This window comes from Nocardioides sp. ChNu-153, assembly GCF_030466625.1.
GTDB lineage: Bacteria > Actinomycetota > Actinomycetes > Propionibacteriales > Nocardioidaceae > Nocardioides.
Map to the genome: position 1 here is coordinate 1 of NZ_JADEVT010000015.1, position 25,994 is coordinate 25,994.

25 protein-coding genes and 1 pseudogene are annotated in these 25,994 nt (G+C 76.4%); 4 read left to right on the top strand and 22 right to left on the bottom strand.

What is annotated here, in order from left to right; translation table 11 throughout:
- Window positions 1–613, bottom strand: a pseudogene (locus INN71_RS15410) (hypothetical protein); the annotation flags it as partial.
- A 271-nt stretch (window positions 614–884) separates the two neighbouring features.
- The gene (locus INN71_RS15415) at window positions 885–1,766 is read right to left on the bottom strand and encodes a hypothetical protein (RefSeq protein ID WP_301801056.1); all 882 of its coding nucleotides are present in this window, start codon (window positions 1,764–1,766) and stop codon (window positions 885–887) included.
- Window positions 1,767–1,861: 95 nt separating this feature from the next.
- Between INN71_RS15415 and INN71_RS15420 the strand changes: the two genes are divergently transcribed.
- On the top strand, window positions 1,862–2,317 hold the full coding sequence (locus INN71_RS15420) for a DedA family protein (protein WP_301801058.1): 456 nt from the start codon (window positions 1,862–1,864) through the stop codon (window positions 2,315–2,317).
- A 5-nt stretch (window positions 2,318–2,322) separates the two neighbouring features.
- Complete coding sequence (locus tag INN71_RS15425) at window positions 2,323–4,125, top strand: DUF429 domain-containing protein (RefSeq protein ID WP_301801059.1); 1,803 nt, start codon at window positions 2,323–2,325, stop codon at window positions 4,123–4,125.
- Between the two features lie 52 nt (window positions 4,126–4,177).
- On the opposite strand, the gene yidD is transcribed toward INN71_RS15425, so the two are convergent.
- The 11 genes from yidD to INN71_RS15480 all read right to left on the bottom strand — a co-directional run bounded on the left by yidD (window position 4,178) and on the right by INN71_RS15480 (window position 16,306).
- Complete coding sequence (gene yidD, locus INN71_RS15430) at window positions 4,178–4,618, bottom strand: membrane protein insertion efficiency factor YidD (RefSeq protein WP_301801061.1); 441 nt, start codon at window positions 4,616–4,618, stop codon at window positions 4,178–4,180.
- Between the two features lie 26 nt (window positions 4,619–4,644).
- On the bottom strand, window positions 4,645–5,322 hold the full coding sequence (locus INN71_RS15435) for an XRE family transcriptional regulator (RefSeq protein ID WP_277501109.1): 678 nt from the start codon (window positions 5,320–5,322) through the stop codon (window positions 4,645–4,647).
- 63 nt (window positions 5,323–5,385) lie between these two features.
- Window positions 5,386–6,648 carry an allantoate amidohydrolase gene (locus INN71_RS15440; RefSeq protein WP_301801063.1) on the bottom strand — a complete coding sequence of 421 codons (1,263 nt, stop codon included), beginning with the start codon at window positions 6,646–6,648 and terminating at the stop codon, window positions 5,386–5,388.
- A complete protein-coding gene (locus tag INN71_RS15445) occupies window positions 6,645–7,760 on the bottom strand; it encodes an FAD-dependent oxidoreductase (protein ID WP_301801065.1) in 1,116 nt (371 codons plus the stop codon). The genes INN71_RS15440 and INN71_RS15445 overlap by 4 nt, the downstream gene beginning before the upstream one ends.
- A complete protein-coding gene (locus tag INN71_RS15450; RefSeq protein WP_301801165.1) occupies window positions 7,757–8,404 on the bottom strand; it encodes a HutD family protein in 648 nt (215 codons plus the stop codon). The genes INN71_RS15445 and INN71_RS15450 overlap by 4 nt, the downstream gene beginning before the upstream one ends.
- A complete protein-coding gene (locus INN71_RS15455; RefSeq protein ID WP_277501106.1) occupies window positions 8,380–9,723 on the bottom strand; it encodes an FMN-binding glutamate synthase family protein in 1,344 nt (447 codons plus the stop codon). Before INN71_RS15455 ends, INN71_RS15450 begins: the two co-directional genes overlap by 25 nt.
- Window positions 9,724–9,744: 21 nt before the next feature.
- Window positions 9,745–10,467: a hypothetical protein gene (locus INN71_RS15460; RefSeq protein WP_301801067.1), complete on the bottom strand. Its 723-nt coding sequence runs from the start codon at window positions 10,465–10,467 to the stop codon at window positions 9,745–9,747.
- Window positions 10,455–11,381 (bottom strand): hypothetical protein, encoded by a 927-nt coding sequence (locus tag INN71_RS15465; RefSeq protein WP_301801068.1) that lies wholly within the window; start codon window positions 11,379–11,381, stop codon window positions 10,455–10,457. The genes INN71_RS15460 and INN71_RS15465 overlap by 13 nt, the downstream gene beginning before the upstream one ends.
- A 53-nt stretch (window positions 11,382–11,434) precedes the next feature.
- Window positions 11,435–12,775, bottom strand: a complete 1,341-nt coding sequence (gene glnT, locus INN71_RS15470) for a type III glutamate--ammonia ligase (RefSeq protein WP_301801069.1) — start codon at window positions 12,773–12,775, stop codon at window positions 11,435–11,437.
- A gap of 205 nt (window positions 12,776–12,980) precedes the next feature.
- Window positions 12,981–15,911 carry a lamin tail domain-containing protein gene (locus INN71_RS15475; RefSeq protein WP_301801070.1) on the bottom strand — a complete coding sequence of 977 codons (2,931 nt, stop codon included), beginning with the start codon at window positions 15,909–15,911 and terminating at the stop codon, window positions 12,981–12,983.
- Window positions 15,912–16,057: 146 nt separating this feature from the next.
- Window positions 16,058–16,306: a hypothetical protein gene (locus INN71_RS15480; protein ID WP_301801072.1), complete on the bottom strand. Its 249-nt coding sequence runs from the start codon at window positions 16,304–16,306 to the stop codon at window positions 16,058–16,060.
- Window positions 16,307–16,385: 79 nt separating this feature from the next.
- Between INN71_RS15480 and INN71_RS15485 the strand changes: the two genes are divergently transcribed.
- Entirely contained in the window at window positions 16,386–16,556 is a 171-nt protein-coding gene (locus tag INN71_RS15485; protein WP_277501100.1) for a hypothetical protein, read from the top strand.
- Between the two features lie 67 nt (window positions 16,557–16,623).
- Window positions 16,624–16,845, top strand: coding sequence for a DUF3099 domain-containing protein (locus INN71_RS15490; RefSeq protein WP_301801074.1), 222 nt, complete (start codon window positions 16,624–16,626; stop codon window positions 16,843–16,845).
- Here the strand turns inward: INN71_RS15490 and INN71_RS15495 are convergent.
- The 9 genes from INN71_RS15495 to INN71_RS15535 form a co-directional block, all read right to left on the bottom strand.
- A complete protein-coding gene (locus INN71_RS15495; protein ID WP_301801075.1) occupies window positions 16,842–18,356 on the bottom strand; it encodes a PepSY domain-containing protein in 1,515 nt (504 codons plus the stop codon). The two genes, INN71_RS15490 and INN71_RS15495, sit on opposite strands and share 4 nt — an antisense overlap.
- Before the next feature lie 147 nt (window positions 18,357–18,503).
- Entirely contained in the window at window positions 18,504–19,121 is a 618-nt protein-coding gene (locus INN71_RS15500) for a hypothetical protein (RefSeq protein WP_301801077.1), read from the bottom strand.
- An 83-nt stretch (window positions 19,122–19,204) separates the two neighbouring features.
- Entirely contained in the window at window positions 19,205–20,569 is a 1,365-nt protein-coding gene (locus INN71_RS15505; RefSeq protein ID WP_301801079.1) for an ammonium transporter, read from the bottom strand.
- Window positions 20,570–20,609: 40 nt separating this feature from the next.
- Window positions 20,610–21,608, bottom strand: coding sequence for a DUF3445 domain-containing protein (locus INN71_RS15510; RefSeq protein ID WP_301801082.1), 999 nt, complete (start codon window positions 21,606–21,608; stop codon window positions 20,610–20,612).
- The gene (locus tag INN71_RS15515; protein ID WP_301801083.1) at window positions 21,605–22,687 is read right to left on the bottom strand and encodes a PDR/VanB family oxidoreductase; all 1,083 of its coding nucleotides are present in this window, start codon (window positions 22,685–22,687) and stop codon (window positions 21,605–21,607) included. Before INN71_RS15515 ends, INN71_RS15510 begins: the two co-directional genes overlap by 4 nt.
- Window positions 22,684–23,235 carry a dimethylamine monooxygenase subunit DmmA family protein gene (locus INN71_RS15520; protein ID WP_301801085.1) on the bottom strand — a complete coding sequence of 184 codons (552 nt, stop codon included), beginning with the start codon at window positions 23,233–23,235 and terminating at the stop codon, window positions 22,684–22,686. The genes INN71_RS15515 and INN71_RS15520 overlap by 4 nt, the downstream gene beginning before the upstream one ends.
- 148 nt (window positions 23,236–23,383) lie before the next feature.
- On the bottom strand, window positions 23,384–24,427 hold the full coding sequence (locus INN71_RS15525; RefSeq protein WP_301801087.1) for a DUF3445 domain-containing protein: 1,044 nt from the start codon (window positions 24,425–24,427) through the stop codon (window positions 23,384–23,386).
- Complete coding sequence (locus tag INN71_RS15530) at window positions 24,427–25,434, bottom strand: PDR/VanB family oxidoreductase (protein ID WP_301801089.1); 1,008 nt, start codon at window positions 25,432–25,434, stop codon at window positions 24,427–24,429. The genes INN71_RS15525 and INN71_RS15530 overlap by 1 nt, the downstream gene beginning before the upstream one ends.
- Window positions 25,431–25,985: a dimethylamine monooxygenase subunit DmmA family protein gene (locus tag INN71_RS15535; protein WP_301801091.1), complete on the bottom strand. Its 555-nt coding sequence runs from the start codon at window positions 25,983–25,985 to the stop codon at window positions 25,431–25,433. The genes INN71_RS15530 and INN71_RS15535 overlap by 4 nt, the downstream gene beginning before the upstream one ends.
- Between the last annotated feature and the right edge of the window lie 9 nt (window positions 25,986–25,994).

Genomic DNA, 25,994 nt, shown 5'->3' on the forward strand with positions numbered 1-25,994 from the left:
GGGACGGGGGCGGCGCGTGAGCGGCAGTGGGGACGGGGGCCGGCGGCCCGACGGGGGTGGGCACGTCGCGGCGCGGCGGACCGAGCCGCGACGTGCGCCGAGCCGGTTGCGCCGGCCCGTGGTGCGCGACGGGCGGCGGTGCCGGGGCGGCGGCTGGGGCGACGGGTACGACCGCAGGCGCAGGCGCAGGCGCAGGGGCAGGCGCAGGGGCAGGCGGCGGGGCAGGCGGCGGGGGTACGACGGTCAGCGGCGCGGCGGCGGGCGCGACCGGTGGAGCGGGGTGCCGCGACCCGACCACCTCGTCGCGCAGGGCGCCGCCCAGGGCGTCGCGGTCGCGCGCGTCCGGGAAGGTCCAGCGCACCGGCAGCAGCCCGTGCACCTGCACCACCAGGCCGGTCGGGCCGACGGGCTCGGCCACGACCACCTCGCCGACGGGCCGGGCGAGGAGGTAGTCCGGGCCCTCGCTCCACACCAGCGCCCCCGAGCTGAGGCCGAGCACGCCGCGCACGCCCGCCCGCTCCACGCGCCAGAGGCGGCGGTCGGCGGGCAGGGAGGCGACGGCCGCGGCGAGGCCCGGCGCCCAGGCGGCGACGGCCGCGTCATCGACGTCCATGGGCAGCACCTCTCGTCCGGTGCTCGACATGATCGACCCGCCGGGCCCCTCCGGCGCCTCCGCGCCGCGGGACCAGAGGGGATCTTGTCGGCGCCTTGAGACGGGGGTCACACCTCGCGCCGCCCGTACGCCGCCGAGTCGTCGCAAACCGCGCGCCGTACGCCGCCGAGTCGTCGCAACCTGCACGCCGTTACCGACGACTCGACGCCCGCCCGCGTGCCGTTACCGACGACTCGACGCCCGCTCGTGCGCCGTCACCGACGGCTCGGGGTCAGCCGGTGGTGGCCGGCGCGCCGGCGGCGGGACGCGAGGGGGTCGCGGTCGCCGACGGCTGGCGCGTCGGGTTGGCCGTGGTCGGCTCCTGCGTCGGTTCCTCGTCGTCGTCGCTCCCGGCGTCGCCGTCGTCGCTCGTCGCGCCGTCCGACGGCTCCTGCGACGCGTCCCCGGTGGGCTCCGACGACCCGGTGGCCGACGGGTCCGACGTACCGGTCCCGGAGGTGGCCGGTGCCGCGGGGCCGCCGTCGTCGTCCACCGACGCGCCGCCCCCGCCCGTCAGCTGGGAGAACGACGTGCGCGACCCGCCCTCCGACCCGCCCGTGATCTCGGAGGCGGAGCGGCCGACGGCGAGCTCGATGACCGTCAGCACGAGCATCGCGGCCAGGAACAGCCCGGCCGCCCAGGTGGCCACCCGCTTCCACGGCACCGAGACCAGCAGGGAGTGGCGGGCGGAGGGGTCCGTCGTACCCCCGTCGGACGTGCCGTCCGCGGGATCGGAGGGGTCCGCGGCGCCGTCCGCGGCGCCCACCCGCTGGACGCGCGCGGTGTCGTCGGCGGGCGGGCCCGGGGGGTCGCCCTCGGCGACGTCCTGGGCGGCCACGTGGAGCACGAGAGGTGAGGTCGCGTCGCCCGGCTCGCGCCGCCGCAGCGGCACCTGCACCGCCAGCACCTTCTGGCGGCTGCGCTCCAGCGAGGCGGAGTAGAGGCTCGCGCTGACCGAGGCGATCACGCTGCCCAGTGCCGCGCCCAGGAGGGTCCCGACGGCGCCGAGCGTCGAGAGCAGGAAGGCCGAGGAGACGGCGGCGAGGGCTCCCGCGACCAGCTTCACCCAGTCGAGATCGAGCCGTGGGGTGGTCTGAGTGTCATCGTCCGGCATCGAGGTCGAGTATGCCCGCCGGGCCAACCGCGACGGGTCCCCCCGGGGGCCCTCCGGCAGCGGTCGGCGTGGCCCGGCGGTGTTGGATGAGACCCGTGCTCGACGACTGGCCCGTGGCCGCGACCTTCGCCTTCCTGTGGGCGGTCGCGACGCTGCGGGGCGGCGCGACGTACGCCCTCGGCCGGGGTGCGCGCGGCGCGTCGGCCCGCACCGACCGGGCGTCGCGGCTGCTGGCCCGCCCGGAGGTGGCGCGGGCGGAGCGGGTCGTCGGGCGCTTCGGCGCCCCCGCGGTGACGCTGTGCTTCCTCACCGTCGGCGTGCAGACCGCGGTGAACGCCGCGGCGGGCGTGCTGCGGATGCCGCTGGCCCGCTACGTCCCCGCCCTCGTCCTGGGCGCCGCCCTGTGGGCCACGGTCTACGTCACGGTGGGCCTCGCCGTGCTGTCCGCGGTGTGGGGCGGGCACCCCTGGCTGCTGCTGGTCGCCCTGGCCGTGGTGGTGCTCGTGGTCCGCGTCGTGCGCCGCCGCTGGCACCGCGACCTGGCAGGCTGAGCCCCGTGCACCTCGTCGGCGTCGACCTCGCGTGGGGGGAGCGGCGTCCCACGGGCGTCGCTGTCCTCGACGACCGCGGGCGCCTGCTGCACACCGCCACGGTCACCACGGACGCCGAGATCACGGCGGAGGTCACGCCGTACCTCGACGGGGACTGCGTCGTCGCCCTCGACGCCCCCCTGGTCGTCACGAACGCCACCGGCACGCGGCCCGCGGAGCAGGCGCTCAACGCCGACTTCCGCGCCTTCGAGGCGGGCACGCACCCCACCAACCGGGGCAAGCCGGAGTTCGCCGACGGCCCCCGCGCCGCGCGGCTGGCGCAGCGGTGGGGCCTCGACCTGGACCCGGGCGCCCGCCGGCGCGCGCTCGAGGTCTACCCGCACGCCGCGACCGTCGCGCTGTTCCGGCTGGGCCGCACCCTGAAGTACAAGCAGCGCCGCGACCGCACCTTCGCCCAGATGCGCTCGGAGATGCTGCGGCTGACCGAGGAGCTGGAGAAGCTCTCCCGCGCCCGCACCCCCCTGCTGCTCAGCCGGCGCCCCGTGTGGGAGTCGCTCGTCACCCTCGTCGAGCAGGCCACCCGCAAGTCGGAGCTGCGGGTCGCGGAGGACCAGCTCGACGCGGTCGTCTGCGCGTACGTCGCGCTCCTCGCCGTGCGCGAGCCCGAGCGCCTCACGACGTACGGCGAGCCCCGCTCCGGCGCGATCGTCACGCCCACGCTGCCCGAGGGTCTCGTGCCCGCACCGCGTCCCAGTCGCACCGAGCGGGCCCGCGAGAAGGCCGTCCAGGCCTACGCCGCGCTGCTCCCGACGACCCAGCGGGCCACCGACCAGGCCCTGGCGCTGGTGCGCGCGGCGCTCGACGACGCCGGCATCAACTACCTGTCGGTGACCGCGCGGGCCAAGTCGGTGGCGTCGTTCGCGGCGAAGGCGGCCTCCGCCGAGGAGGGCCGGCAGCGCTACGAGGACCCGCTGAGCGAGATGGCCGACCAGATCGGCGTGCGCGTCGTGACCTACCTGTCCAGCGACGTCGAGGCCGTGGCCGAGGTGCTCTCCGACGAGCTCGACGTGCTCGGTGACCGTGACAAGGGTCTGGAGACGGCGCGGGCCGGGCGGTGGGGCTACTCGAGCCGGCACCTCGACCTCACCCTGCCGGCGGCCGACACCTCCGAGGAGCCCGACCCCGCCGTCGACTCCCTCGGCGGTCGCATCATCGAGGTGCAGATCCGCACCGCGCTGCAGCACGCGTGGGCCGAGTTCGAGCACGACATCCGCTACAAGGGCGAGGTGCCGCCCGAGCACGCCTCCGAGCTGGACCGCCGTTTCACCCTCGCCGCCGGCCTCCTCGAGCTGGCCGACCGGGAGTTCTCGACGATCCGCGACCAGCTGCGCGGCGACCAGGTCGCCGGTGGCGCGGCGAGCGGCGTGTGGCCGGGTACGGCGGAGGGCCCGGACCGCCACCGGCTCACGGCGGGCGACCTCGCGGCGTACCTCGCCGGTCGCTACCCCGGCGCCGGCTGGTCGCGCACCGACCACTACGAGTGGATCGCGGGGCTGCTCGCCGAGCTCGGGATCACCTCCGCGGTCGACCTCGCCGCGACCATGGCCGCCGTCGACTCCGAGGCCGTCACACGGCGGATGGGCTACCGCTACCCCCCCGGCGCCGTGCGCCGCCTCGACGACGACCTGCTCGCGGCGTACGGCGAGCGGTACGTCGCGCTCGCCGGCAACGGCCACCGCGTCGACCTGCTGACCTCGCGGCTGGCGAAGCTCGGCGACCTCGCCGACCGGACCGAGCCCGGCGCCTGAGCCCCGCCCCCGTCCCGCCCCCGTCCCGCCCCCGTCCCGCGCGACGCCGCGGTCAGGAGCGGCAGACGTGGCCGGCGGCCCGGCACCCGGCGAGACGTCGACCCACGAGCACGCCTCCGCGCACGAGCCCGTGCGCGGACAGGGCCTGCAGCCCGTAGCGCGAGCACGACGGCGTCAGGTTGCACACCGGCGCGGCCCGGCGGGGCGAGACGTGGAGCTGGTAGGACCGCACGCCGCGGGCGGCGACGCGCGCCCCCCACGACCGGGGAGGCGGCGTGTGCGGGTCGACGGCGCCGGGGGCGAACGCGCCCAGCAGCGCCCGGAGCAGCACCGTCACCGTCATGACGCTCAGGCAGTCGAGCGAGGTGCAGCCGCAGTCGCTGCAGTCGATGCAGTCGTCGCGACGCTTCTTGCGCCGCGCCCGGCGCTGGCGCCGCACCGGGTCGTGCCGTCGCCGGCGCCGCCAGGCCTGCAGCCCGTCCCCCACACCCATGTCTCCCCCTCAGCCCCGGGCGACCGTCACAGGTCCGCCTCGGGGAACGCGATCACCGACAGGAACCGGATCGGCAGCTCGACGAGCTCCACCGGCCCGTGGGCGCCCTCGCCGTCCATCTGCAGCGAGTCGCCCGGGTGCAGACGGTAGACCGTCCGCGAGTGCGAGTAGTCCATGACGCCCTCGAGCACGTAGACGAACTCCGTGCCCGGGTGCTGGAACAGCGGGTAGGTCTCGCTGGCCGCCGTGAGCGTCACGTGCAGGCACTCGAGCCGCTTGTGCTCGCCGCGCAGGGAGCCGAGCAGCTCGTACTCGTGCCCCTCCTTCGTCCCGGCCCGCACGATCCGCGCGCCGGTGCCCCGCGCCACGAACGCGGCCGGCCGCTCGGCGTCGGCGCCGCGCAGCAGCGACGTGACGGGCACGTCGAGACCCACGGCGAGGCGCCCGAGCGTGGAGAGGCTGCACGAGGTCTGCGCGTTCTCGATCTTGCTGAGCATCGCCTTGGAGATGCCCACGCGCTCGGCCATGTCCCCCACCGACAGCCCGTGCTGGGTGCGCAGGCTGCGCACGTTGCGGGCGATCGCCTCCTCCAGGCCCAGCTGCTCCAGCGGCTCCGAGGGGTGGCGCTCGCGCGCGGTCCCCGCGGTGTTGCGCAGCAGCGCGCCCTGGTCCGGCCCGGCCCCGCGGTTCTCCTCGGTGGTCATGGGTGAACCCTAGGAGACCCGGCCGCTCCCCCGGCGGTGCCGGCCTCCCCGGCCTCCCCGGCCTCAGTCGCCCAGCAGGTCGGCGAGCACGTCGGCGAGGGCGACCGCGCCGGCCTCGGCGTCGACGTCCTCCACGTGCTCGTGCGGGGAGTGCGACACCCCGCTCGGGTTGCGGGTGAACAGCATGGCGGTCGGTACGGCGCCCGCCAGCACCCCGGCGTCGTGGCCCGCCCCGGTGGCGAGCACCGGCGCGCCCGGGAGCACGCCGCGGATCCGGTCCCGCAGCGCCCCGTCGAAGTGGACGGTGCCGCCGTACGACTCCTCCACCAGGGTCACGGTGCAGCCCTCCGCGGCGGCCAGCTCCTGCGCCCGGGCGTGCACCTGCTCCACCAGCGCCGCGGTCACGGCGTCGTCGGGGTGCCGGGCGTCGAGCCAGAGGTCGACGCGCGACGCGATGACGTTGGTGCCGCCGGGCACCGGCTGGAGGCGGCCCACGGTGGCGCGGGCGTCGTCGTACCGGGCCGCGACCTCGCGCACGGCGAGCACGACGGCCGCCGCGGCCACGAGGGGGTCGCGCCGGTCGGCCATCAGCGTCGTGCCCGCGTGGTTGCCCTCGCCCTCCACGACGAGGCGCCAGCGGCCGTGGCCCAGCACCGAGGAGCCCACGGCCACCGGCCGGTCGAGGTCGACCAGTCCCCGGCCCTGCTCGACGTGCAGCTCGACGAACGCCCCGATGCCGGCCAGCCGGCGCGGGTCGGCGCCGATGTGGGCGACGTCGAGCCCCGCGGCCCCGGCGACCTCGGCGAAGGTGCGGCCGTCGGCGTCGCGCAGCCCGCGGGCGCGGTCGGGGTCGACGGCCCCGGTCAGCAGGCGCGAGCCGAGGCAGGCGACGCCGAACCGTGCCCCCTCCTCCTCGGGGAACGCGACGACGGCGAGCGGTCGCTCCGAGCGCACACCCCGCGCGTCGAGCAGGTCCACGGCGGCGAGGGCGGAGGCGACGCCGAGCGGCCCGTCGTACGCCCCGCCGCCCGGCACGGAGTCGAGGTGGCTGCCGGTCACGACGGCGCTCGGTGCGCCAGGGCTGCCAGGGCTGCCGGGGCCGCCCCCGTGCCGCCACGCCCACAGCGCGCCGTTGCGGTCGGTCTCGACCTCCATCGAGCGGCGCTCGGCCTGCTCGGTGAACCACTCGCGCAGCGTCAGCTCGGCGTCGTCGTAGACGTAGCGGGAGTAGCCGCCGCGGGTCGCGTCGCGCCCCACGTCGGCGACCTCGGCGAGCAGGCCGGCGACACCCGGGCCGACCCCCGGGCCGACCCCTGCGCCGCTCACGCGCCCACCGCCGCGAGCCGGAAGGCGGGCGGCGCCGCGGCCGCGCCGGTAGCGACGTCGGCCGCCACCTGCCCGATCAGCGGCGCGAACTTGGCACCGTGGCCCGAGCACGGCGAGACGACGGTGATGCCGTCCGCCCCGTCCACGACGAAGTCCTCGTCGGGGGTGTTGGTGAACAGGCAGGTCGTCTCGGCGTAGGGCTCGGGCACGAGGCCCGGGAGGTGCTGCTCGACGTACGCGACCACGCGGTCGCGGTTGGCCGGGTCGACGACGCCGTCCGCCGCGGCCGCGGAGCCGACGACGCGCCCGCCGTTGTACTCGGCGACCTTCTGGCCCCGGAAGCCGGCGTCGCGGCCTCCGGGGAGCCCGTAGACCTGGATGCCCGGCGTCTTGTGGATGAACGTCGGCCAGGGCCGCGCCGCGTCGCGGTAGGGGAAGTGGAACGCCTGCTCCTGGCGCACCTGCAGCGGCGGCACCCGCCGGGCGAGCGACGCCGGCAGGGTCGCCAGCAGGTCGGGCAGCCAGCCGCCGGCGCTGACGACGACGCGGTCCGCCCGCAGCTCGGCGCCGGTCTCGGCCACCACCCGGAACCCGGCGCCGTCGCGCACCAGGCGGGCCACCGGCCAGCCGGTCAGCACCGTCGCGCCCGCCTCCTGCGCCAGCCGCGCCATGGCGAGCACGGACGTCTCGGCGTCGATGACGCCCGCGCCGGGGTGCCACAGCACGGGCGAGTCGAAGACCATCCCGGGCCACCGCGCCGCGGCCGCGGCCGGGTCGAGCAGCTCGTGCTCGACGCCCGCCGCCGCCAGCCGGGCGGCGAGCTCGACCGGCCGCCGCTCCGCACCGTGGTCGAGCGAGCCGCTCGGCGCGACGAGCTGCTGCCCGGCGAGGGCCTCCAGCTCGTCCCACGCCTCCCGCGCCCGCACGACCAGCCCCGTGTAGAAGGGGTCCGGGTAGCCGTAGCGGAAGATCCGTGCCGAGCCGTGCGAGCTGCCGTGCTCGTTCGCGGGCTCGGTGCGCTCGACGAGCACCACGTCCTCCCCGCGCCGGGCCAGCTGCCACGCCGTCGCCGAGCCCGCGAGCCCCGCTCCCACCACCACGTACGACGTCACCGTCGCCCTCCCGTCCTCACGTCCGTCTCCTCCGCAGGCCGCGGCGCTGCCACCGCGACCTCCACCACCGCGACCTCCACCACCGTGCACGTCCCCGCCGTCGCCACGGCACCCGCCCCGTCCGGCAGCAGCACCCGCCCGGGGCCGGCAGGTCCGTCCGGCGCCTCCCCCGACAGCGACCCCGCCAGCACCCACAGCGCGACGACGTCCGGGTCCCACTCGAGCCGGCCGGTCACGGTCCGGACCCGCATCCTCCCGCTCGCCCGCCCCCGCTCGAGCACGAGGTTGAGGTTGGCGACCGGGCCGGCCACCGGGGTCCCGTGGACCGGCACGTCGCCGGGGTGGGACACCACGACGCCCCGGGGCGCCGCGACCGCGCGCCCGTCGACGACGAGAGCGAGACCCTCGCCCGCGACCACGCAGGACCACCGCCGGGTCCCCGGCATCGGCGACCACGGCGCGGGTCCCGGTACGGCGGCCACGCTCACCCGCCAGCCCGCCGCGACGTCCGAGCGCAGCGCGCGGGTCGTCCCCGCCCCGTTCTGCCACGGCACCGCGGGCAGGTCCGCCGGGTCGACGACCCGGACGGTGCCGGTGCGGGCGCCCCCGCCGGCGGCGCTCAGCGGCCCTGGCCCGGCACCCAGTCGGTGCCGGCGAGCGGCACCCGCGCCATGGCCGCGGCCTCGATCGTGAGGGCCACGAGGTCCTCGGGCTCGAGGTGCGTCACGTGCGCCTTGCCGCAGGCGCGCGCGATGGTCTGCGCCTCCATCGTGAGCACTCGCAGGTAGTTCGCGAGGCGGCGGCCGCCCTCGACGGGGTCGAACCGGGCGGCGAGCTCCTCGTCCTGCGTCGAGATGCCGGCGGGGTCGCGCCCGTCCTGGTAGTCGTCGTAGTAGCCGGCCGCCGAGCCGATGGCCCGGTACTCGTCGTCGAGGCGCGGGTCGTTGTCGCCGAGGGCGACCAGCGCCGCCGTACCGATCGCGACGGCGTCGGCGCCCAGCGCGAGCGCCTTGGCCACGTCGGCGCCGTTGCGGATGCCGCCCGAGACGACGAGCTGCACGCCGTCCGCCTTGCGGTGCACGCCCAGCTCCTGCAGCGCGCGCACGGCCTGCGGGATCGCGGCCAGCGTCGGGATGCCGACGTTCTCGATGAAGACGTCCTGCGTCGCGGCCGTGCCGCCCTGCATCCCGTCGACGACGACCACGTCGGCGCCGGCGTGCACGGCGAGCTTCACGTCGTAGTAGGGCCGCGAGGCGCCGACCTTGACGTAGATCGGCTTCTCCCAGCCGGTGATCTCGCGCAGCTCCGCGATCTTGATGGTCAGGTCGTCCGGCCCCGTCCAGTCGGGGTGGCGGCAGGCGCTGCGCTGGTCGATGCCCTGGGGCAGCGTGCGCATGCCGGCCACGCGCTCGGAGATCTTCTGCCCCAGCAGCATCCCCCCGCCGCCCGGCTTGGCGCCCTGGCCCAGCACGATCTCGATGGCGTCGGCCGAGCGCAGGTCGTCGGGGTTCATGCCGTAGCGGCTCGGCAGGTACTGGTAGACGAGGTGCTTCGACTGCCCCCGCTCCTCCGGCGTCATCCCGCCGTCGCCCGTCGTCGTCGAGGTCCCGGCCTCGCTCGCGCCGCGGCCGAGCGCCTCCTTGGCCCGCCCCGACAGGGCGCCGAAGCTCATGCCCGCGATCGTGACGGGGATCGCGAGGTGCAGGGGGTACGCCGCGTTGCGGCCGCCCAGCACCACGTCGGTGCCGCACCGCTCGCGGTAGCCCTCGAGCGGGTAGCGGCTCATCGAGGCGCCCAGGAACAGCAGGTCGTCGAAGTGCGGCAGGGGGCGCTTGGCGCCGCCGCCGCGGATGTCGTAGATCCCGGTGGCCGCCGCCCGCTGGATGTCGTGGATCGTGGCGGGGTCGAAGGTGGCCGAGCGGCGCAGGCCGCGGCGCGCCAGGGCGAGGTCGTGGTCGTTCATCGCTAGGGTCCTCCGGGGCCGTCAGTAGGCCGACGCGTTGTCGACGTGGAAGTGGTAGAGCGTGCGGGCCGACCCGTAGCGGGTGTACGCCGCGGGGTCGTCGTCCTCGAAGCCCGCCGCCTTCAGCAGGGCCGCCAGCTCCTCGAGGTGCTCGGGGCGCATCTCCTTGGCGACGCAGTCGGCGCCCAGCGAGGCGACCTCCCCGCGCACGTAGATGCGGGCCTCGTAGATCGAGTCGCCCAGCGCCTCGCCGGCGTCGCCGCGCACGACGAGGCGGCCCGCCTGCGCCATGAAGGCGCTCATGTGGCCGATCGAGCCGCCCACGACGATGTCGACGCCCTTCATCGAGATGCCGCAGCGCGCGGCGGCGTCGCCCTCGACGACGAGCAGCCCGCCGTGCGCCGTGGCGCCCGCCGACTGCGAGACGTTGCCCCGCACGACCACCGAGCCGCTCATCATGTTCTCCGCGACGCCGACGCCGGCGTTGCCCTCGATGACGACGTCGGCCCGCTGGTTCATGCCGGCGGCGTAGTAGCCGACGTGGCCGGCGACCCGCACCTGGCGCGGGGCGTCGAGGCCGACGGCCACGGCGTGGGCGCCGCGCGGGTTCACCACGGTGACGCCCTCGTCGGCCCCGAGCGGGGTCTCGCCGGTGACCTCGCGGCCCTGGAGCAGCGCGTTGAGGGTGCGCAGCGGGGTGGTCGCGAGGTCGACCTCGCGGGTGGGGACGGTCAGCGCGTCCATGCGTAGATCCTCTCGGGCTCGGGCTCGAAGATGCGGGCCTGCGCGATGCCGGGCAGGCCGACGAGGGCGCGGTACTCCGACGCCACCGCGACCCAGTCGTCGTGCTCGGCGACGACGGCGGGCTTGCAGGCGATCGCGTCGCGCACGACGGCGAACGAGTCGCGGTCGGCGACGAGGAGCGTGTAGAAGCCGTCGAACGTCGTCGTCAGCTCCTTGAGCGCGGTGGCGACGTCGTAGCCCGCGGCGAGCCGGTCGGCGACGAAGCGGGCGCCGACCTCCGTGTCGTTCTCGGAGTCGAACTCCACGCCCGCGGCCCGCAGCTCCCGGCGTACCGAGGCGTGGTTGGCGAAGGACCCGTTGTGCACGAGGCACTGGTCGGGGCCGACCGCGTAGGGGTGGCACCCGCCCGGCGTCACGGCCGACTCGGTGGCCATCCGCGTGTGCCCGACGCCCTGCCAGCCCTGCGCCGCCGGCAGGCCGTAGGCCGCGGCCAGGTCGCGCGGGTGGCCGACGCCCTTGAGCACGGCCAGGTCGGTGCCGAAGCCCGCGACGAGGCCGTCGGGGTACGTCGCGCGCACCGCCGCGACGAGCGCGTCCGTGCCGACCTCCGCCGGCACGTGGGCCACGAGCGTCGGGCCCGCGTCGACGACCTCGACGGGCGAGCCGAGCGCCGCGGTGAGGGCGGCGACGGCCTCGGCGTCCGTCGTGCCGCTGCCCAGCCCGGTGGCGGAGGCTTCGGGCACGAACGACACGGTGACGTGGCCCGCGGGCGACCAGCGGGGGTCGCCGTGGACCGCGACGCCGGCGGAGTCCGCGCCCCGGTCCTGCATCTCGCAGAGCATGCCGGTGAGCAGCTCACCGAGCCGCGGGTGGAGCGCTGGGTCGCGCAGGTGCAACCCGACGATGCCGCACATGGGGGTTCCTCTCCGGAGGTGGTGGGTGGAGGGTGGTGAGGGGTGTCCCGGCCTCAGTAGGCCGTGAGGTAGTGGTCGACCTCCCAGGTCGTGACCTGGGAGTGCCAGGCGAAGAACTCCTCGCGCTTGGCGTCGGCGAAGTACGCCGCCACGCGGTGCTCGCCGTCGGCGGCCGCGTCGAGCGCGCCGGCGACGACCGGGTCCGCCTCGAGCGCCTCGACGGCGTGGAGGAGGGTGCGGGGCAGGGCCGGGCGGGTGGTGCCGTTGTCGCCGCCGACCGTGCCCGGGTCCAGGTCGCGCTCGATGCCGTCGAGGCCCGCCCCGAGGGCGGCCGCGACGGCGAGGTAGGGGTTCGCGGACCCGTCGCCGCCGCGCAGCTCGATGCGGTGGCGGTCGGGCACGCGGAGGAAGTGGGTGCGGTCGTTGCCGCCGTACGTCGGGAACCGCGGCGCCCACGAGGCGCCCGAGGTGGTGGAGACCGCCCCGGTGCGCTTGTAGGAGTTCACGCTCGGCCCGAGCACCGCCTGCAGCGCCGAGGCGTGCTCGAGGATGCCGCCCGCGAACGCGTAGGCCACCGGGCTCAGGCCCAGGCCGCGCGGGTCCTCGGCGTCGGGGAAGGCGGACTCCCCGTCGCGCCACAGCGACAGGTGCAGGTGCAGGCCGGAGCCGGTGCGGTCGGCGAAGGGCTTCGGCATGAAGGTCGCGACCATGTCGCGCTCCTCCGCGATCATCGAGATGAGGTAGCGCAGGGTGACGACGCGGTCGGCCGTCGTCAGCGCGTCGGCGTAGGCGAAGTTCTGCTCGAACTGGCCGTTGCCGTCCTCGTGGTCGTTCGCGTAGTTGCCCCAGCCCAGGTCGTTCATCGCCCGCGAGACGTCGGCGAGGTGGTCGTACATGCGGGTGACGCCGCGCGCGTCGTAGCAGGGGCGCGCCGCCCGGTCGCCGGGGTCCGCCGTCACCAGCGTGCCGTCGGCCTCGCGGCGCAGGAGGAAGTACTCCACCTCCGCCCCGACGTACGCCTCGAGGCCCTGGCTCTCGCGGAGGCGGGCCAGCACCGAGCGCAGGATGACGCGGGGCGCGAACGGCCACGGCCGGCCCTCGACGTGCGGGTCGCAGTGGACGATCGCCAGGCCCTCCTTGATGAAGGGCACCGGGGTGAAGCTGGCCGGGTCGGGGATCGCGACGAGGTCGGGGTCCTTCGGCTCCTGGCCCATCGACCCGACGGCGTAGCCGGCGAACCCGACCCCCTCCGTCTGCAGCTCGTGCACCGCCTCGACCGGCACGAGCTTGGCGCACGGCTTGCCGTTCAGGTCCACGAACAGCGCGAGGACGAACGTCGTGCCCGCCTTCTCGGCCAGCGTGGCGAGGTCCGCCGCCTCGGTGCTCTCCGTCATGTCGCGCCCCTCCACCTTGTCCACTGTAGTGAATCATTGTCCACGAGTAGTTAACAAGCGGCGCGTTGCAGGCGGGTTACGTCGACGTCACGACGCGGTGGCACCTCCCGGACGCGACGAGCCGCCACGGACCGGGGTCCGTGGCGGCTCGCGCGGCGGCCGTCGGTGACGGCGGCGGGTGGGTCAGGGGTGGATCAGGGGTGGGTCAGGGGCGACCGCTCGGCGTCGCCCACACCCAGAAGGAGCGCACGCTGGTGCGGTACGCCGGGTCGTCGGGCACGAACGTGACGACGACCTGGTAGCTGGCCTTCACCCGCGGGACGACCGGGGTCGCGACCGTGGTGCGGCTCCCGCCGTACGCGTGGGCGGTGGCCACCAGGCGACCGCTCCCCGCCTGGCGCAACGTCGTGTAGACCGTGCCGCTGACCCGCGCGCCGTCCTCGCCCTCGTAGTAGACGGCGATCGGCTTGGCGGCACCGGTGCGGGCGTAGCGCCACTGCGGGGCGGGCGTGATGCTCGACCCGGTGCCGAGGCTGCCCGGCGCCGGCACCTCGGGCTCGGGCTCGGGGTCGACGGGCCCGGCGGTGCAGGTGATGGCCCCGACGCGGAGGGCGTGGCCGCCGGTGCTGGAGTCGTCGGCCCACACGACCTCGCGCAGGCCGTCGGTGCAGCGCGCGACCGGCGCGAGCGCGAGACCCTCGTTCGCCACGTCCGGCATGCCCGCCGGGCGGTCGTAGGTGACGGTGGGGGCGAACGCCCCGGAGCCGTCCACCTCGAACAGCGTGGTGCGCCCGGAGCAGGCGTCGTCGCAGGAGACCCACACCGCACCCGTGGCCGGGTCGTGCTGCAGCTCCATGACGCCCGGGAAGCCGCTGGCGAAGGACGCGATCCGCGTGAACGAGCCGGAGGCGCCCAGCGCGTAGGCCAGCACGTCGCCGGTGGCCTCGACCCCGACGAGGAACACGCCGTCGGCGTCGGGGTAGCGCGCCGGGTCGTAGGCCGCGCCGGTGCTCTGGTCGACCAGGCCCTGCGCGACCAGCACGGACGACGGCACCCAGGTGATGCCCTCGAGACCGGCGTTGGCGCCGATGCCCGGCAGCTCCGGGGCCAGGTTCCACTCACCGGTGGCGCTGAGCGCGCCCCCGGCCGCGGCGGGCGCGTCGTACCGCAGGATCGAGGGGCGGCTGCCGCCCCCGTCGTTGTTCCGCTCGCTCGCCACGTAGAGGCCGTCGGGGCCGACCGTGACGCCCTCGGCGTCCACGTTGCCCGTGCCGTCGGCGTAGTGGAGCGCGCGGCCGCCGGTCCAGCCGGCGTCGGCGACCCACTGCTCGCCCGAGCGCACGAGGCGGTGCAGGCTGCCCGGGTTGTTCTGCACGGCCCACAGCGCCGCGCCGTCGGGCGCGAAGACGAGACCGCTCATGTTCTCGGCGTAGGTGCCGGCCGGGTCGGCCGTGCGCACCTCCGCCGGGCCGGGCCAGGCCTCGGCGACGACGTCGCCGGCGCACTGGTTGACCGCGCCGCGGGTGGGCGCGGCGGTCGCGGCGAAGTCGCCCGTGCCCTCGGGGCAGCGGCCCCAGGTGGTGGCCGCGTGCGCGGTCCACGAGGTGGCGTCCAGCAGCGCGCCGGTGGCGTCGAACAGGCGGGCGCTGTCGGCCCCGCCGAGGCCGAAGCCGCCGTCGCCGCCCTCCACGTCGACGACGTGGTGGCCGCCGGCGGGGATGACGGTGCCCGCGGGCACGGTACGGCGGTGCGTGTCGTCGTCGTCCGCGACGACGAAGCCGGAGACGTCGACCGGCGCGGCCCCGTTGTTGACCAGCTCGACCCAGTCGCCCGGCGTCCCGCCGCTCGACTCGACCTCGTTGATCCGCACCGGGGCGCCGCAGTCGTTGACCGCGCCCTTGGTCGGCGAGGTGGTGACCACCCAGGCGTCGCCGCACAGCCCGTACGACGTCGGGGCGTGGGCGGTCCAGGAGCGCTCGTCGACGACGGTGACGCCGTCGGGGGCGAACAGGCGGGCCTGGTCGGAGCTGCCGAGACCGAAGCCCAGGGTGGCCTCCTCGACGACGAGGAACCCGCCCGCCGGGGCGACCGAGCCCGCGGGCAGGACGGCCCGGTGGGTGGCGTCGCTGTCGCCGACGACGTACCCGGACAGGTCGACGTCGACCGTGCCCCGGTTGCGCAGCTCGACCCAGTCGCCCGGCGTGCCGCCGCTGGACTCGACCTCGTTGACGACGACGTCGGGCGTCGCGACCGGCACGGGTGCGTTGGCGGCACCCCGCGTGGCGGCGGCCGTCTCGGCGAAGGCGCCGGTGCCGTCGGGGTAGCGGCCCCAGGTGGTGGCGGCGTGCGCGGTCCAGGCGTGGCGGTCGACGAGCACGTCGCCGTCGAGCACGCGCGCCTCGTCGGCGCCGCCCAGGCCGAAGGTGGGCTCGACCACGTGGAAGGCGCCGGGCGCCAGCACGGTGCCGGCCGCGATGGTGTCGGTCCGCGCGTCGTTGTCGTCCTTCACCACCAGGCCGGAGAGGTCGACGGGGACGGTGCCGGTGTTGACCAGCTCGATCCAGTCCGGTCCGCCCGCGGGGTCGGACGACTCGACCTCGTTGATGCGCACCACGTCGGCCGGCTCCGCCGCGCACGCGTTGGCGGCGTCGCGGGTGGGGGCGGCGGTCGGCGTGAACGCGCCCGTGCCGTCGGCGCAGCGGCCGTAGGTCGTGGCGGTGTGGTCGGTCCAGGCGAAGGAGTCGACCGGGGTGTCGCCCTGCCCGGCGGGCAGGAGCAGGCGGACCATGTCGGCCCGCCCCAGCCCGAACCCCGTGCGCCCGGGCACGTCCTCGCTCACGTCGACCGACAGGTAGCCCCCGGCCGGGACGACGGAGCCGGCGGCCAGGGCGAAGTCACGGGTGTCGTCGTTGTCGAGCAACCGCCACCCGGTCACGTCGACCGGGGCGCTGCCGGTGTTGTGCAGCTCGACCCAGTCCGTCTCGCCGGTGTTCTGGGCGATCTCGTTGATGACGACGGTGCCGGCGGCGGCAGGGGCGGGGGTCTCGGCGGCCTGTGCACCCACGGGTGCGAGGAGGCCGAGGCCGAGGAGGGGCAGGGCGCCGAGTGCGGCGTACCTGGTCCGGGGGGCGGGCATGGGCGACCTCTCGACGGCGGCGGTGGGGCGTCGGTCAACGTCGCGCACCCGCCCCCGTCACCCGTGAACCCGCGGTGAACGGCCGCCCGGGGCCGCGGGAACGCTCGGCGTCGACCGGTCTGGACCGGTCGGGGGTACGGCGCCCCTCACCGCCACCGGTCGCGCAGCGCCGCGGCCACCATCAGGGCGCCGCCGAGCACGAGCACGCCGGCCACGAGGCCCACCGGCGCGCTCGCCCCGGACCCGGGACCGGCCCGCACGCCGACGGGCTCCCCCAGGTCGAGGGCGCCGACCAGCCCCGCGACGAGCACGCCGAGGCCCACCAGGACGAGCGTGGCGCCCGTGACGAGGGCCACCAGGGTGAGCAGGCGCCAGGCCGAGCGGGTACCGGTCATCCGACGACCCTCCCACGCCCCCGGGCCCGGTTGGGGGGTCGCGTAGTTTCGTGGAGACGTCCCCCCGACGACAGGAGTCGTGATGGAGAAGCGCCGGTTGATCGTGATCGCAGTGATCGTGCTGCTCCTCGTGGGCGGGGGTGCGATGGTCGCGATCGGCATCGGTCTCGGCGACGACACCGACGGCGAGGGCTCGCAGGGCGCCCCGGCAGCGCCGGTGGTGGCCGAGGCGCCCGCGCTGGTCGCCTGACCGTCCCGCCGTGATCCCGTGATCCCGTGACGCCCGAGTCGCCCGTGACCCGCTGCGCGGGGCCGCGATGACGCCGCAGGCGCGGCGGCGGGCGTACGTCGTCATGATGACCACCTGCCTGACCCTGTTCCTGCTGGCGGGCCTGGTGGTCCGGCACCACTCGACGACCGCCGCCGCCCTCCTGTGCGTCGTCGCGGCGGTGCTGCCGCCGGCGGCGGTCGTGGTCGCGAACCACGGCGCCGTCGCGGCCCACCGCCCGCCCCCGCCCGAGCCGGACCCCGACCGCTAGGCCGGGGTCCGGTCCCGCGCGCCGAGCGCGAGGTCGACGAGCAGGAACGCCGCGAGGCTGGCGCCGAGCACGGGCAGGAACCACCCGACGGCCACGGCCACCGCCCCGACGACCGGCAGGCCCCACCGCGGGAGCGCACGCCAGGCGCCCCGCCGTACGGGCCGTCCCGGGCGCAGGCGGTGCCCGCGGGTGGGGCGGCGCTGCCACCACATCCGGTAGCCGCCGACCACCATCGCGACGAGCCCGGCCGCGAGCACGAGCAGGGCGAGCTGGTTCGCCCACCCGAACAGGACCCCCATGTGCAGGTCCACGCCCCAGCGGGCCAGCTTGGCCATGAACGGGTAGTCGGCGAACCGCACGACGTCGACCACCTCCCCCGTCGCCGGGTCGACGGCCGCCGCGTCGGCCTGGGTGGGCCACCCGCGGTCGAGCTCCTGGACGACGTACGCCGCCCCGTCGGCCGGGTGCCCCATCTCCACCAGGCCGACGAGACCGGCGTCGCGCGCCGCGTCGTACGTCGCCTGCCAGCCGACACCGGGGGCGTCGTCGGCCGGGTGGCCGGCGTGCCCCGCGTGGTCGCCGTGGTCGGCGTGGTCGCCGTGGTCGCCGTGGCCCGCGTGGCCGCCACCGCCGGGCTCGTCGCTCCCCGCGGCCTCGAGGTCGGACACGACGGCGGGGGTGGACCAGTCGAGCGCCGCGCGCAGCTCGGTCACGTTCGCCCCGGCGAAGCGCGACCAGGTCAGGCCCGTCGCCGAGAGCACGAGGAAGCCGAGCACCAGCCAGGTCCCCAGCACGCCGTGGAGGGCGCGGGTGCGCTGCCGGGGCCGGAGCCCGTGCCGCCGCGGCACGAGCCGGTCCCGCACGGGCCGGGCGCCGGGGCGCCGGGCGCGCCGCACGCCGCCCCACCAGAGCCCCACGCCGGCCAGCGCGACGACACCGAGCCACGAGGCGGCGAGCTCGGAGTAGATCCGGCCGGGCTCGCCGAGGTGGAGGTTCCGGTGCAGCTCGCTGACCCACGTGCGGAACGGCAGGCTCCCGGAGGTGCCGTACGCCGTCAGCTCCCCCCGCACGTCGCCCGTCACGGGGTCGACGAAGACGGCGAGGCGCCGGCTGCGGTCGGCCTCCCCGGCGTCGAGGAGCACACGGGTGGTGGTGCCCTCCTCGGCGGCGGGTCGCACCGCGAGCAGCGGCAGGTCGGGCCGGGCGGCCCGCGCGGCGGCGACCTGCTCGTCGAGCGGGAGGGCCTCGCCGCGGGAGTCGGTCGTCAGCTCGTCGGCGTGCACGACCTGCTCCAGCTGGGGCGTCGCGGCGTAGAGCGCGCCGCTGAGCGCCGCCACGAGCAGGAAGGGCGCGACGAGCACGCCGGCGTAGAAGTGCAGGCGCAGCAGCAGCGGGCGCCACGTGCCCCGCGGCGGGTCGGCCGGGCGGGACGGGCCAGGTGGGACAGGCGGGGCGGTGGGGTCGGTCGGGTCGGTGACGGCTCCCGCGGGGCGGGAGTCGGGGATGGTCATGGGTCTCCTGGGAGGCGCGGTGGGCACGGCGGGGCACGGCGCGACCCCGGGGGTCGCGCCGGCGGCGGACGCGGTGCGGGCGCGGCGTCGTACCCCCGACGGGAGGCACCGGGCCGTCAGGGGACGGGGAGCGTGGTGCGGGTCGGGTCAGTACGCCGGCGCGCCGGGCCGCGGCGGGGCGCGTGGCGGCGTGGGCCGCAGGAGCACGAGGGCCGTGGCGGGGCGGGGGCGGGCGTGCCCGAGCGGGCCGCGCGGGCGACGGGCAGGCCCTGCGGCGCGGGCCCGGAGCAGCAGGACCCAGCGGCCGACGAGCCGGGCGACGAGGCGCCCGACGAGGCGGGTCACGGGGCGCACGAGGGCGAGGTCGAGCAGCGTCCACACCGCCCGCTCGCCGGCGGCGAGCCAGAGGCCCCCGACCGCGGCGGCGAGCAGGTGGAACGCCACCATCGCCAGGTCCCCGGCCCCGGCGTCGACCGGGGTCGGGTGGGCGTGCGGGGCGCCCGCCGGGCCGGGTGCGAGCACCATCAGCCCGAGGTGGGTGGCGGCCTGGCCGACGACGAGGAGCAGCGTGGTCTCCAGCGCGTCGACCCGCCGGCCGAGCAGCAGCGCGGACCCGGCGGTGAGCAGGAGCAGCAGCGGCAGCGCCGCGAGCGGGGAGGGCAGGGCACCGCCGGCGAGGGCGTGGCCGGCGCCGCCGGCCAGCAGCACGACGAGGGCGAGCACACCGCCGCGCGCGAGGCGCAGCGTCCAGCCCGTCGTCGTCACGGGCGCCATCCTCCCCGAGACGCCGCGCCGGCACGAACCGCAGGGGTCCGTGCCGGCGTGGGTCGGGCCGGACCGGGGTGGGGTCAGGCGGGGTCGCTCGCCGCGGCGCGGGACTCCTCGGCCTCCGTCCGGGCGGCGAGGGCCGCGATGCGCTCGGCGCTCGGCGCGCCCGAGAGCCGGTCGGCGCGGGCCTCGCCGAGGGAGCCCCCGGAGCGCTCGATGTCGTAGGCCGACTCGGAGTGCTCGGCGAGGTCGAGACCGGCGAACTCCTTCTCCTCGTCCACGCGCAGCCCCATCGTCTTGTCGAGCACCTTCGCGATGATCCAGGTCATCACGAACGCGTAGCCGCAGGTGGCCCCGATGGCGACCACCTCGCGCCACGCGATGTCCCAGCTGCCCCCGAACAGGACCCCCTTGATCCCCGCCGGCGAGCCCGAGTAGCCGATGAGCACGACGCACAGCGAGCCGACGATCCCGCCCATGCCGTGCACGGCGAACGCGTCGAGGCTCTCGTCGACCCCGAGCTTCGCCTTCCACGTGCAGGCCCAGGCGACGAACGCGCCGGACGCGACGCCCACGACGATCGCGCCGAGGGCGTCGACCGCGTCGGCCGACGGGGTGATGCCGACGAGGCCGGCGATGATGCCCGACGCCATGCCGAGGGTGGTGGGGGCGCCGTCGCGGATCTTCTCGACGAGGCAGAAGCCGATCATGCCGGTGGCCCCGGCGATGAGGGTGGTCATCACGGCGTACTGCGCGAGGAAGTTCGCGCCGCCCGCCGTACCCCCGTTGAAGCCGAACCAGCCCATCCACAGCAGCCCGGCCCCGAGCAGCACCAGCGGCAGGTTGTGGGGTCGCGAGCCCATGTTCTTGCGGGGGCCGAGCACCATCGCGAGGGCGAGCGCGCCGAGACCGGCGGACATGTGGACGGCGGTGCCGCCGGCGTAGTCGTGGAGGCCGAGGTCGTTGCGCATCCACCCGCCCTGGGTGCCCTCGCCGTCGAAGGCGAACACCCAGTGGCCCAGCGGGAAGTAGACGAGCGTCGCCCAGACGGCCGAGAACACCAGCCAGCCACCGAACTTCATGCGCCCGACGGCGCCGGAGGCGACGATCGCGACGGTGATGGCGGCGAAGAGGATGTAGAAGGCGAACCAGTAGGGGTCGACGAGCTGGGCCTCCCCGGGGTCCTCGTAGATCCCGAGGAACCCGAGGTAGCCGTCGGGGTTGCCGATGAGGCCCCAGCCGCCGACGGAGTCGCCGACGACGAGGCCGTGGCCGAAGAGGACGTAGAGCACGGTCACGGTGGCGAGGGTGCTCATCGTCATCATGATCATGTTGAGGGCGTTCTTGCTCCCCACCATGCCCCCGTAGAACAGGGCGATCCCGGGGAACATGATGATGACGAGCGCCAGGGCGGCGAGCATCCACGCGACGTCTGCTGCGGGCATGGGGGTGTCTCCTCGGGTGGGCGGCGGCGGGCCGCGGTGCTCAGTGGTGCGGGTGGTCGCGCAGCCACGCTGCGGCGCGATGGCGGTAGGTGGCGATGCCCTTGTAGTCGGCCATGTCCTCGGGGAGCTCCGCGATGACGTCGGCGGCCCGGGCCCGCCACGGCTCGACCCGGGCCAGGTCGGCGAGGGGCAGCAGGTAGCTGCGGATGAGGAACATGACGGCTCCCGACTCGGGGAGCCGCACGAGGTGCTGCACCTCGGTGCGCAGGTGCACGAGGCGACCGAAGGCGTCGTCGTCGACGGTGCGGACCATCGCACGGTCGGGCCCCCACTCCGGGTAGCGCTCGGTGGAGACGTCCAGCCGGCGCCCGATCGTGAGGGTCCAGTTGGTGCGGCGGTAGGTCTCCCCCGGCTGCAGGCCCTTGAGGAACTCGTGGGCGCGGGTGATGACGCCCTCGGGGTGGATGCGCGGCACCGGGCCGTGGATCTCGAGGAAGCTCATCCCGACGTCGAAGCCGAACGACCAGTCGGCCGCGAAGGTGACGACGCCCGCGTCGCCGAACAGGGTGCCGTCGCGCTGGTCGAGCAGCACGACGTCCTCCTGCACCTGGGAGGTGATCCACGCCAACGGCTCGGCGGGCAGCGTGGCGGGGTCGCCCAGCACGAAGGTGTGGTCGATGTCGAGCAGCCGGTTGCGCCAGCGGTACGACGGACGCGCACCCCCCGCGACGGGCTCCAGGTCGAAGGACCCGGGGCGGGCCAGGGCCAGCTCGCGCATGAGGCAGAGCATCGCGTCCCAGCAGGCGACGTCCATGTGGGGCAGCACGGCGTACCGCGACGGGTCCTGCTCGAGGATGGCGGCCCGCTCGTCGAGCTCGCGGTGGTACTCGGCGTCGACGTCGACGACCGCGTCCCCCCACTGGCCGGCGGGTGTCGTGACGACGCCCCGGGCGGGCTCGACGTTCGTGGAGTAGCGGTAGGTCGCGTTCGGGAACGGGAAGGGGAACCCGGCGACGAGGTCGGGGGCGGTGGACGTCACGGCGAGACCTCCAGGTGGGCGCGGCCCGTGGCCGGGTCGGGGAGCGCGCGGGAGACGCACGCCATGAGGCAGTCGCCGGCGGCGCGGGCGGCGTCGTCGAGGTAGAGGTCGCGGTGGTGCACCCCGGTGCTCGCGGCGGGCGCGACGCGCAGCCGGCACTCGCCGCAGACGCCCTGCCGGCAGAGGTGGGGCACGTCGTACCCCTGCTGCTCGAGCGCCTCCAGCAGGCTCGTGCCCGACGGCACCTCGAGCGTCGGGCCCCCGGTGACCGTGACGGTGAAGGGGTCGCCCGGGTCGAGGGCGGCGAGCCCGAAGTGCTCGAGGTGCAGCCGGCTCTCCGGCCAGCCCAGAGCGCGGGCCGCGGCGAGGACCGCGTCCATGAAGTCGGCCGGCCCGCAGGTGTAGAGGTGGGTGCCGATCGGCTGGTCGGCCAGGAGCGCCGGCAGGTGCGCGGCCAGCGCGGCCCGGCCGTCGAGCACCGTCACGCGGTCGCCCCCGAGCGCGCGCACCTCGTCGAGGTGGGCGCCGCGGCCCCCGCGGCAGACCTGCACCAGCTGCACGTCACGGCCCCACCGCAGCGCCGAGCGCAGGTGCGAGACGAGCGGCGTGATGCCGATGCCGGCGCCGACGAGGAGGTGGCGGGTGGCGCGCTGCACGGGCGGGAACGCGCTGCGCGGCGCCGTCGTCGTCACGGTGTCGCCCACCGCGAGCCCGTGGACCCACGCCGAGCCGCCGGCCGCCCCCTCCTGGGGGTCCCGGCGCAGCACGGAGACGGTGTAGGCGCTCGGGTGCACGGTCTCGCCCGTCAGCGAGTAGGCGTTGGCGAGCCGGCGCTCCCGGCCCGCGCCCGGTGGCACCTCGACGACGAGGTGGCTGCCCGGGGTCCACGACGGCAGGGCGCCCCCGTCGGGTCGGGCGAGCGACAGGCTGCGCACGCCCGGGACGCTGTCGTCGACGGCGACGACGACCAGCGCCAGTCGCTCGCCCGCGCCCAGCGGCGCCGGCAGACCGGGAGCCGGGAGAGCGGTGGGCGGGGTCGCGGTACGGGGAGCCGTCGGGGCCGGTGCGGTGGTGCTCACGCGGACTCCTCCCACGGCTGGTCCTCGGCGTCGACCATGAAGCCGAGGTGGTGACCGGTGCGCCGGGAGACGTGCTCGTAGACGAGGAGGGACCGCGCGCAACCGGGGCAGGCGACGACCCCGCCGGCCGCGACCGCGGCGGTCGTCGTGGCGGAGCAGTGGACGCACCAGACGGTGCGCACGTCGGCGGCCACGGCGCCGAAGCGCAGCTCGTCGTCGGCGAGCCCGGCGCGCACCGCGGCCGCGCGCACGGCGAGGCACGCCTCGGCGGTGCCGGCCACGAGCACCCGGTGGCCCACACGGGCGACCGCGAGGTCCGCGTGCAGGGCGTCGACGGCGACGGCGGCGTCGGCGCAGTCGTGCCGGTGGACGGGGGCCGCCCCCAGCTCTTCCTGCCACCCGGCGGCGACCGCGCGCACCGCCGTACCCGTCTGGCCGTCACCGGGGCCCACGACGAGGAGCGTGTGGGTGCGGCCGGTCGGGTCCGCGGGCTCGACGTGGGGCTCGCGGGCCCATGGCGGCACGCTGGTCGCGCTCGGGCTCACCATGACGTCCCTCCCCCGCTGCATCGTGTCCGGCGCCGGACGTCCGACGGTCGTGGTCCCCGAGGGCACCCAGTCGACAGCCCGCGCGTTTCGGGGGCGTGAAGGGGGCGTTCCGCGGTCGCGACACCGCGCGCACGGAGGGTGAGGTCGTTCACGTCGCGCTCCTCGGGTCGGGGGCGGTCAGCCAGGCCATCGCCGGCTCGCGGTAGTCGAGGAAGCCCTTGTAGGCGGCGACGTCGTCGGGCAGCTCGAGCACCACCCGGGCCAGCTGGTCGCGCCACGCCGGGACCTGGCGGACCTCCTCGAGCGAGGTCATGTGGGTGCGGATGTTGAAGGTGACCGCCCCCGTCATGGGGAGTCGCACGAAGTGCTCCACCTCGATGCGCAGCTGCAGGCGGCCCCAGTCCTCGTCGCGGACCAGGGCCGGGATGTCGGTGCCCCACGCCGGCAGCTCCTCGAGGCTGACGTCGAGCTTGCGGGAGCCGGAGGCCGAGAGCGTCCAGTTGATCCGCCGGTAGACCTGGTCGGCGGGCAGCCGGCGCAGGAAGTGCTCGGCCCGTGCCGTGACGCCGTCGCGGGTGAGGCCGGGCACGGGCTGGTGGATCTCGTCCATGCTCATCCCGACGTCGAACGACACCGACCACGCGGCCGCGAACGTGACGAGCCCGGCGTCGAAGTGCAGCCGCCCGTCGCGTTCCTTCACCAGCAGCAGGTCGTCCGGCACCTCGCGGCCCAGGAACGTCAACGGGTCGCAGGGCAGGCTCGCCGCGTCGCCCAGCACGAAGACCTGGTCGGTGCCCAGCGCGTGGTTGCGCCAGTGGAAGCGGTCCCCGGCCGGGACCGTGGTCTCCTCGAGCTCCATCACGTGGGGGTACGACGCGGCGAGGTCGCGCAGGTAGTAGACGAGCAGGTCCCAGCAGGCCGGGCCCATGCCGGGCATGACCCGCACCCGCGTCGGGTCCGCCGCCAGGATGCGGCGCCGCTCCGCCATGATCGCGCCGTACTCCTCCCCGCCCAGGTCGACGAGGTGCGCGCCCCACTCCCCGGCGGCCGTGCGCCGCACCACGCGGGCGGGCTCGACGTTGACCGAGTAGCGGAACGCGGTCAGGTCGTCGGGGAACGGCCACGGCAGGCGGGCCGTGTGGCCGCGGGTCGGGAAGGGTCGCGCCGTGGCGGGCCCGGTCGTGACGGTCATCAGAGGTCCACCTCGATCTCGGCCCCGGTGTGCCCGCCGCGCGAGACGCAGCTGAGCATCCGGTCACCGGCCTGCTTCTCGGACTCGGACAGGACGAGGTCGCGGTGCTCCAGCGCACCCGACCGCACGGGCACCAGGCACTCGCCGCACACGCCCTGGCGGCACAGGTTCGGCACGTCGTGGCCCGCCTCGAGCAGGGCCGTCAGCAGGCTCGTGCCCGGGGGCACGGCGAGCCGCTGCCCGGTGGAGGCGACCCGCGCGGTGAAGGCCACGCCGGCCTCCAGCTCGGGCGCCGTGAACCGCTCCAGGTGCACCCGCGCCTCCGGCCAGCCCGCGGCGGCGGCCGCGGCGACGTACGCGTCGAGCAGGGGCACCGGGCCGCAGGCGTAGGCGTGGGTGCCGAGCGGCTGGTCGGCGAGGCGCTCGGCGAGCAGGCGGGCCGTGGCCTCGACCGAGGTCGCCTCGTGGAGCGTGACGCCGGGGCGGGCCGCGAGGGCGCGCAGGTCGTCGAGGTGCGCGCCGTGCCCGGGCCGGTAGGAGTAGAGGACCTCGCAGGTGCCGCCCCAACGGGCGACCGCGCGGGCGTGGGAGAGCACCGGGGTGACGCCGATGCCGCCGGCCACGAGCAGGGCGTGGCGCTGGTCGTGGCGGGGCGCGAAGCTGGAGCGCGGGCCCTCGACCTCCACGAGGTCGCCCACGGCGAGCACGTCGTGCACCCAGTCGGACCCCCCGCCCTGGCCGCGCCGCAGCACCGAGACGGCGTACTGCCGCGGGTTCACCCCGTCGCCGGTCAGGGAGTAGGCGTTGCGCCCGCCGGCGCCGGTCGTGAGGACGAGGTGGGCGCCGGGCTCGTAGGAGGCCAGCACGCCCCCGTCGGGCGCCGCGAGCACCACGTGGCGCACGGCGTCGGTCAGCGACACGGTGTCGACGACCTGGAGCACCCGCACGCCGGTCGCGTACGCCGGGTGCAGGTGGGCCGGGTAGCGCTCGACGACGGGGGCGCTCACGCGAGCTCCCGGGCACGCGCGTCGGAGGCGAGGAAGCTGCCACGGGTCGCGGAGAGGTGCGGGTGGATCTCGAGGAGGCGGGCGCAGCCGGGGCACGTGGCCTCCCCGCCGTACGGCGCGTGCACCCGGTGCGTGTCGCGGCAGTGGGCGCAGTAGACGGGCAGGTCGGTGGGCAGCCCGGCGGCCGCCGCCGCGCCGTCCACGGCGAAGCTGCGCAGCTCGGCCTCCCCCGCGCCGTGGGTCCGGGCGAGCGCCAGGGCGAGGAGCACGTCGCACTGGCCGCCGACGAGGAGGATGCGCACCCCGGTGCGCGCCGCCACGAGGGCCGCGACGAGGTCGGACCGGCCGGTCACGACGTCGTCCGCCACCACCAGGCGCGTCGGTGCCTGCGCCTCGGCCGCCCGCACCCAGCGCGCGGCCACCTCGGCGGTGCGGGCCGCGGTGCCGAGGGCCACGACCAGGTACGACGTGCCGCTCGGGTCGACCGGCTCCGGCTCGACCGGCCACACGGGCAGGCCGAGCACGGGCCCGGGCGCCGTCACCGTGCTCACCGCGCCTGT

Coding starts and splice junctions, on each gene's coding strand:
- INN71_RS15415 (WP_301801056.1), bottom strand. CDS start 1,766: ATGCCGGACGATGACACTCAGACCACCCCACGGCTCGATCTCGACTGG.
- yidD (WP_301801061.1), bottom strand. CDS start 4,618: ATGGGTGTGGGGGACGGGCTGCAGGCCTGGCGGCGCCGGCGACGGCAC.
- INN71_RS15435 (WP_277501109.1), bottom strand. CDS start 5,322: ATGACCACCGAGGAGAACCGCGGGGCCGGGCCGGACCAGGGCGCGCTG.
- INN71_RS15455 (WP_277501106.1), bottom strand. CDS start 9,723: ATGAACGACCACGACCTCGCCCTGGCGCGCCGCGGCCTGCGCCGCTCG.
- INN71_RS15460 (WP_301801067.1), bottom strand. CDS start 10,467: ATGGACGCGCTGACCGTCCCCACCCGCGAGGTCGACCTCGCGACCACC.
- INN71_RS15465 (WP_301801068.1), bottom strand. CDS start 11,381: ATGTGCGGCATCGTCGGGTTGCACCTGCGCGACCCAGCGCTCCACCCG.
- glnT (WP_301801069.1), bottom strand. CDS start 12,775: ATGACGGAGAGCACCGAGGCGGCGGACCTCGCCACGCTGGCCGAGAAG.
- INN71_RS15475 (WP_301801070.1), bottom strand. CDS start 15,911: ATGCCCGCCCCCCGGACCAGGTACGCCGCACTCGGCGCCCTGCCCCTC.
- INN71_RS15480 (WP_301801072.1), bottom strand. CDS start 16,306: ATGACCGGTACCCGCTCGGCCTGGCGCCTGCTCACCCTGGTGGCCCTC.
- INN71_RS15490 (WP_301801074.1), top strand. CDS start 16,624: ATGACGCCGCAGGCGCGGCGGCGGGCGTACGTCGTCATGATGACCACC.
- INN71_RS15495 (WP_301801075.1), bottom strand. CDS start 18,356: ATGACCATCCCCGACTCCCGCCCCGCGGGAGCCGTCACCGACCCGACC.
- INN71_RS15505 (WP_301801079.1), bottom strand. CDS start 20,569: ATGCCCGCAGCAGACGTCGCGTGGATGCTCGCCGCCCTGGCGCTCGTC.
- INN71_RS15520 (WP_301801085.1), bottom strand. CDS start 23,235: ATGGTGAGCCCGAGCGCGACCAGCGTGCCGCCATGGGCCCGCGAGCCC.
- INN71_RS15525 (WP_301801087.1), bottom strand. CDS start 24,427: ATGACCGTCACGACCGGGCCCGCCACGGCGCGACCCTTCCCGACCCGC.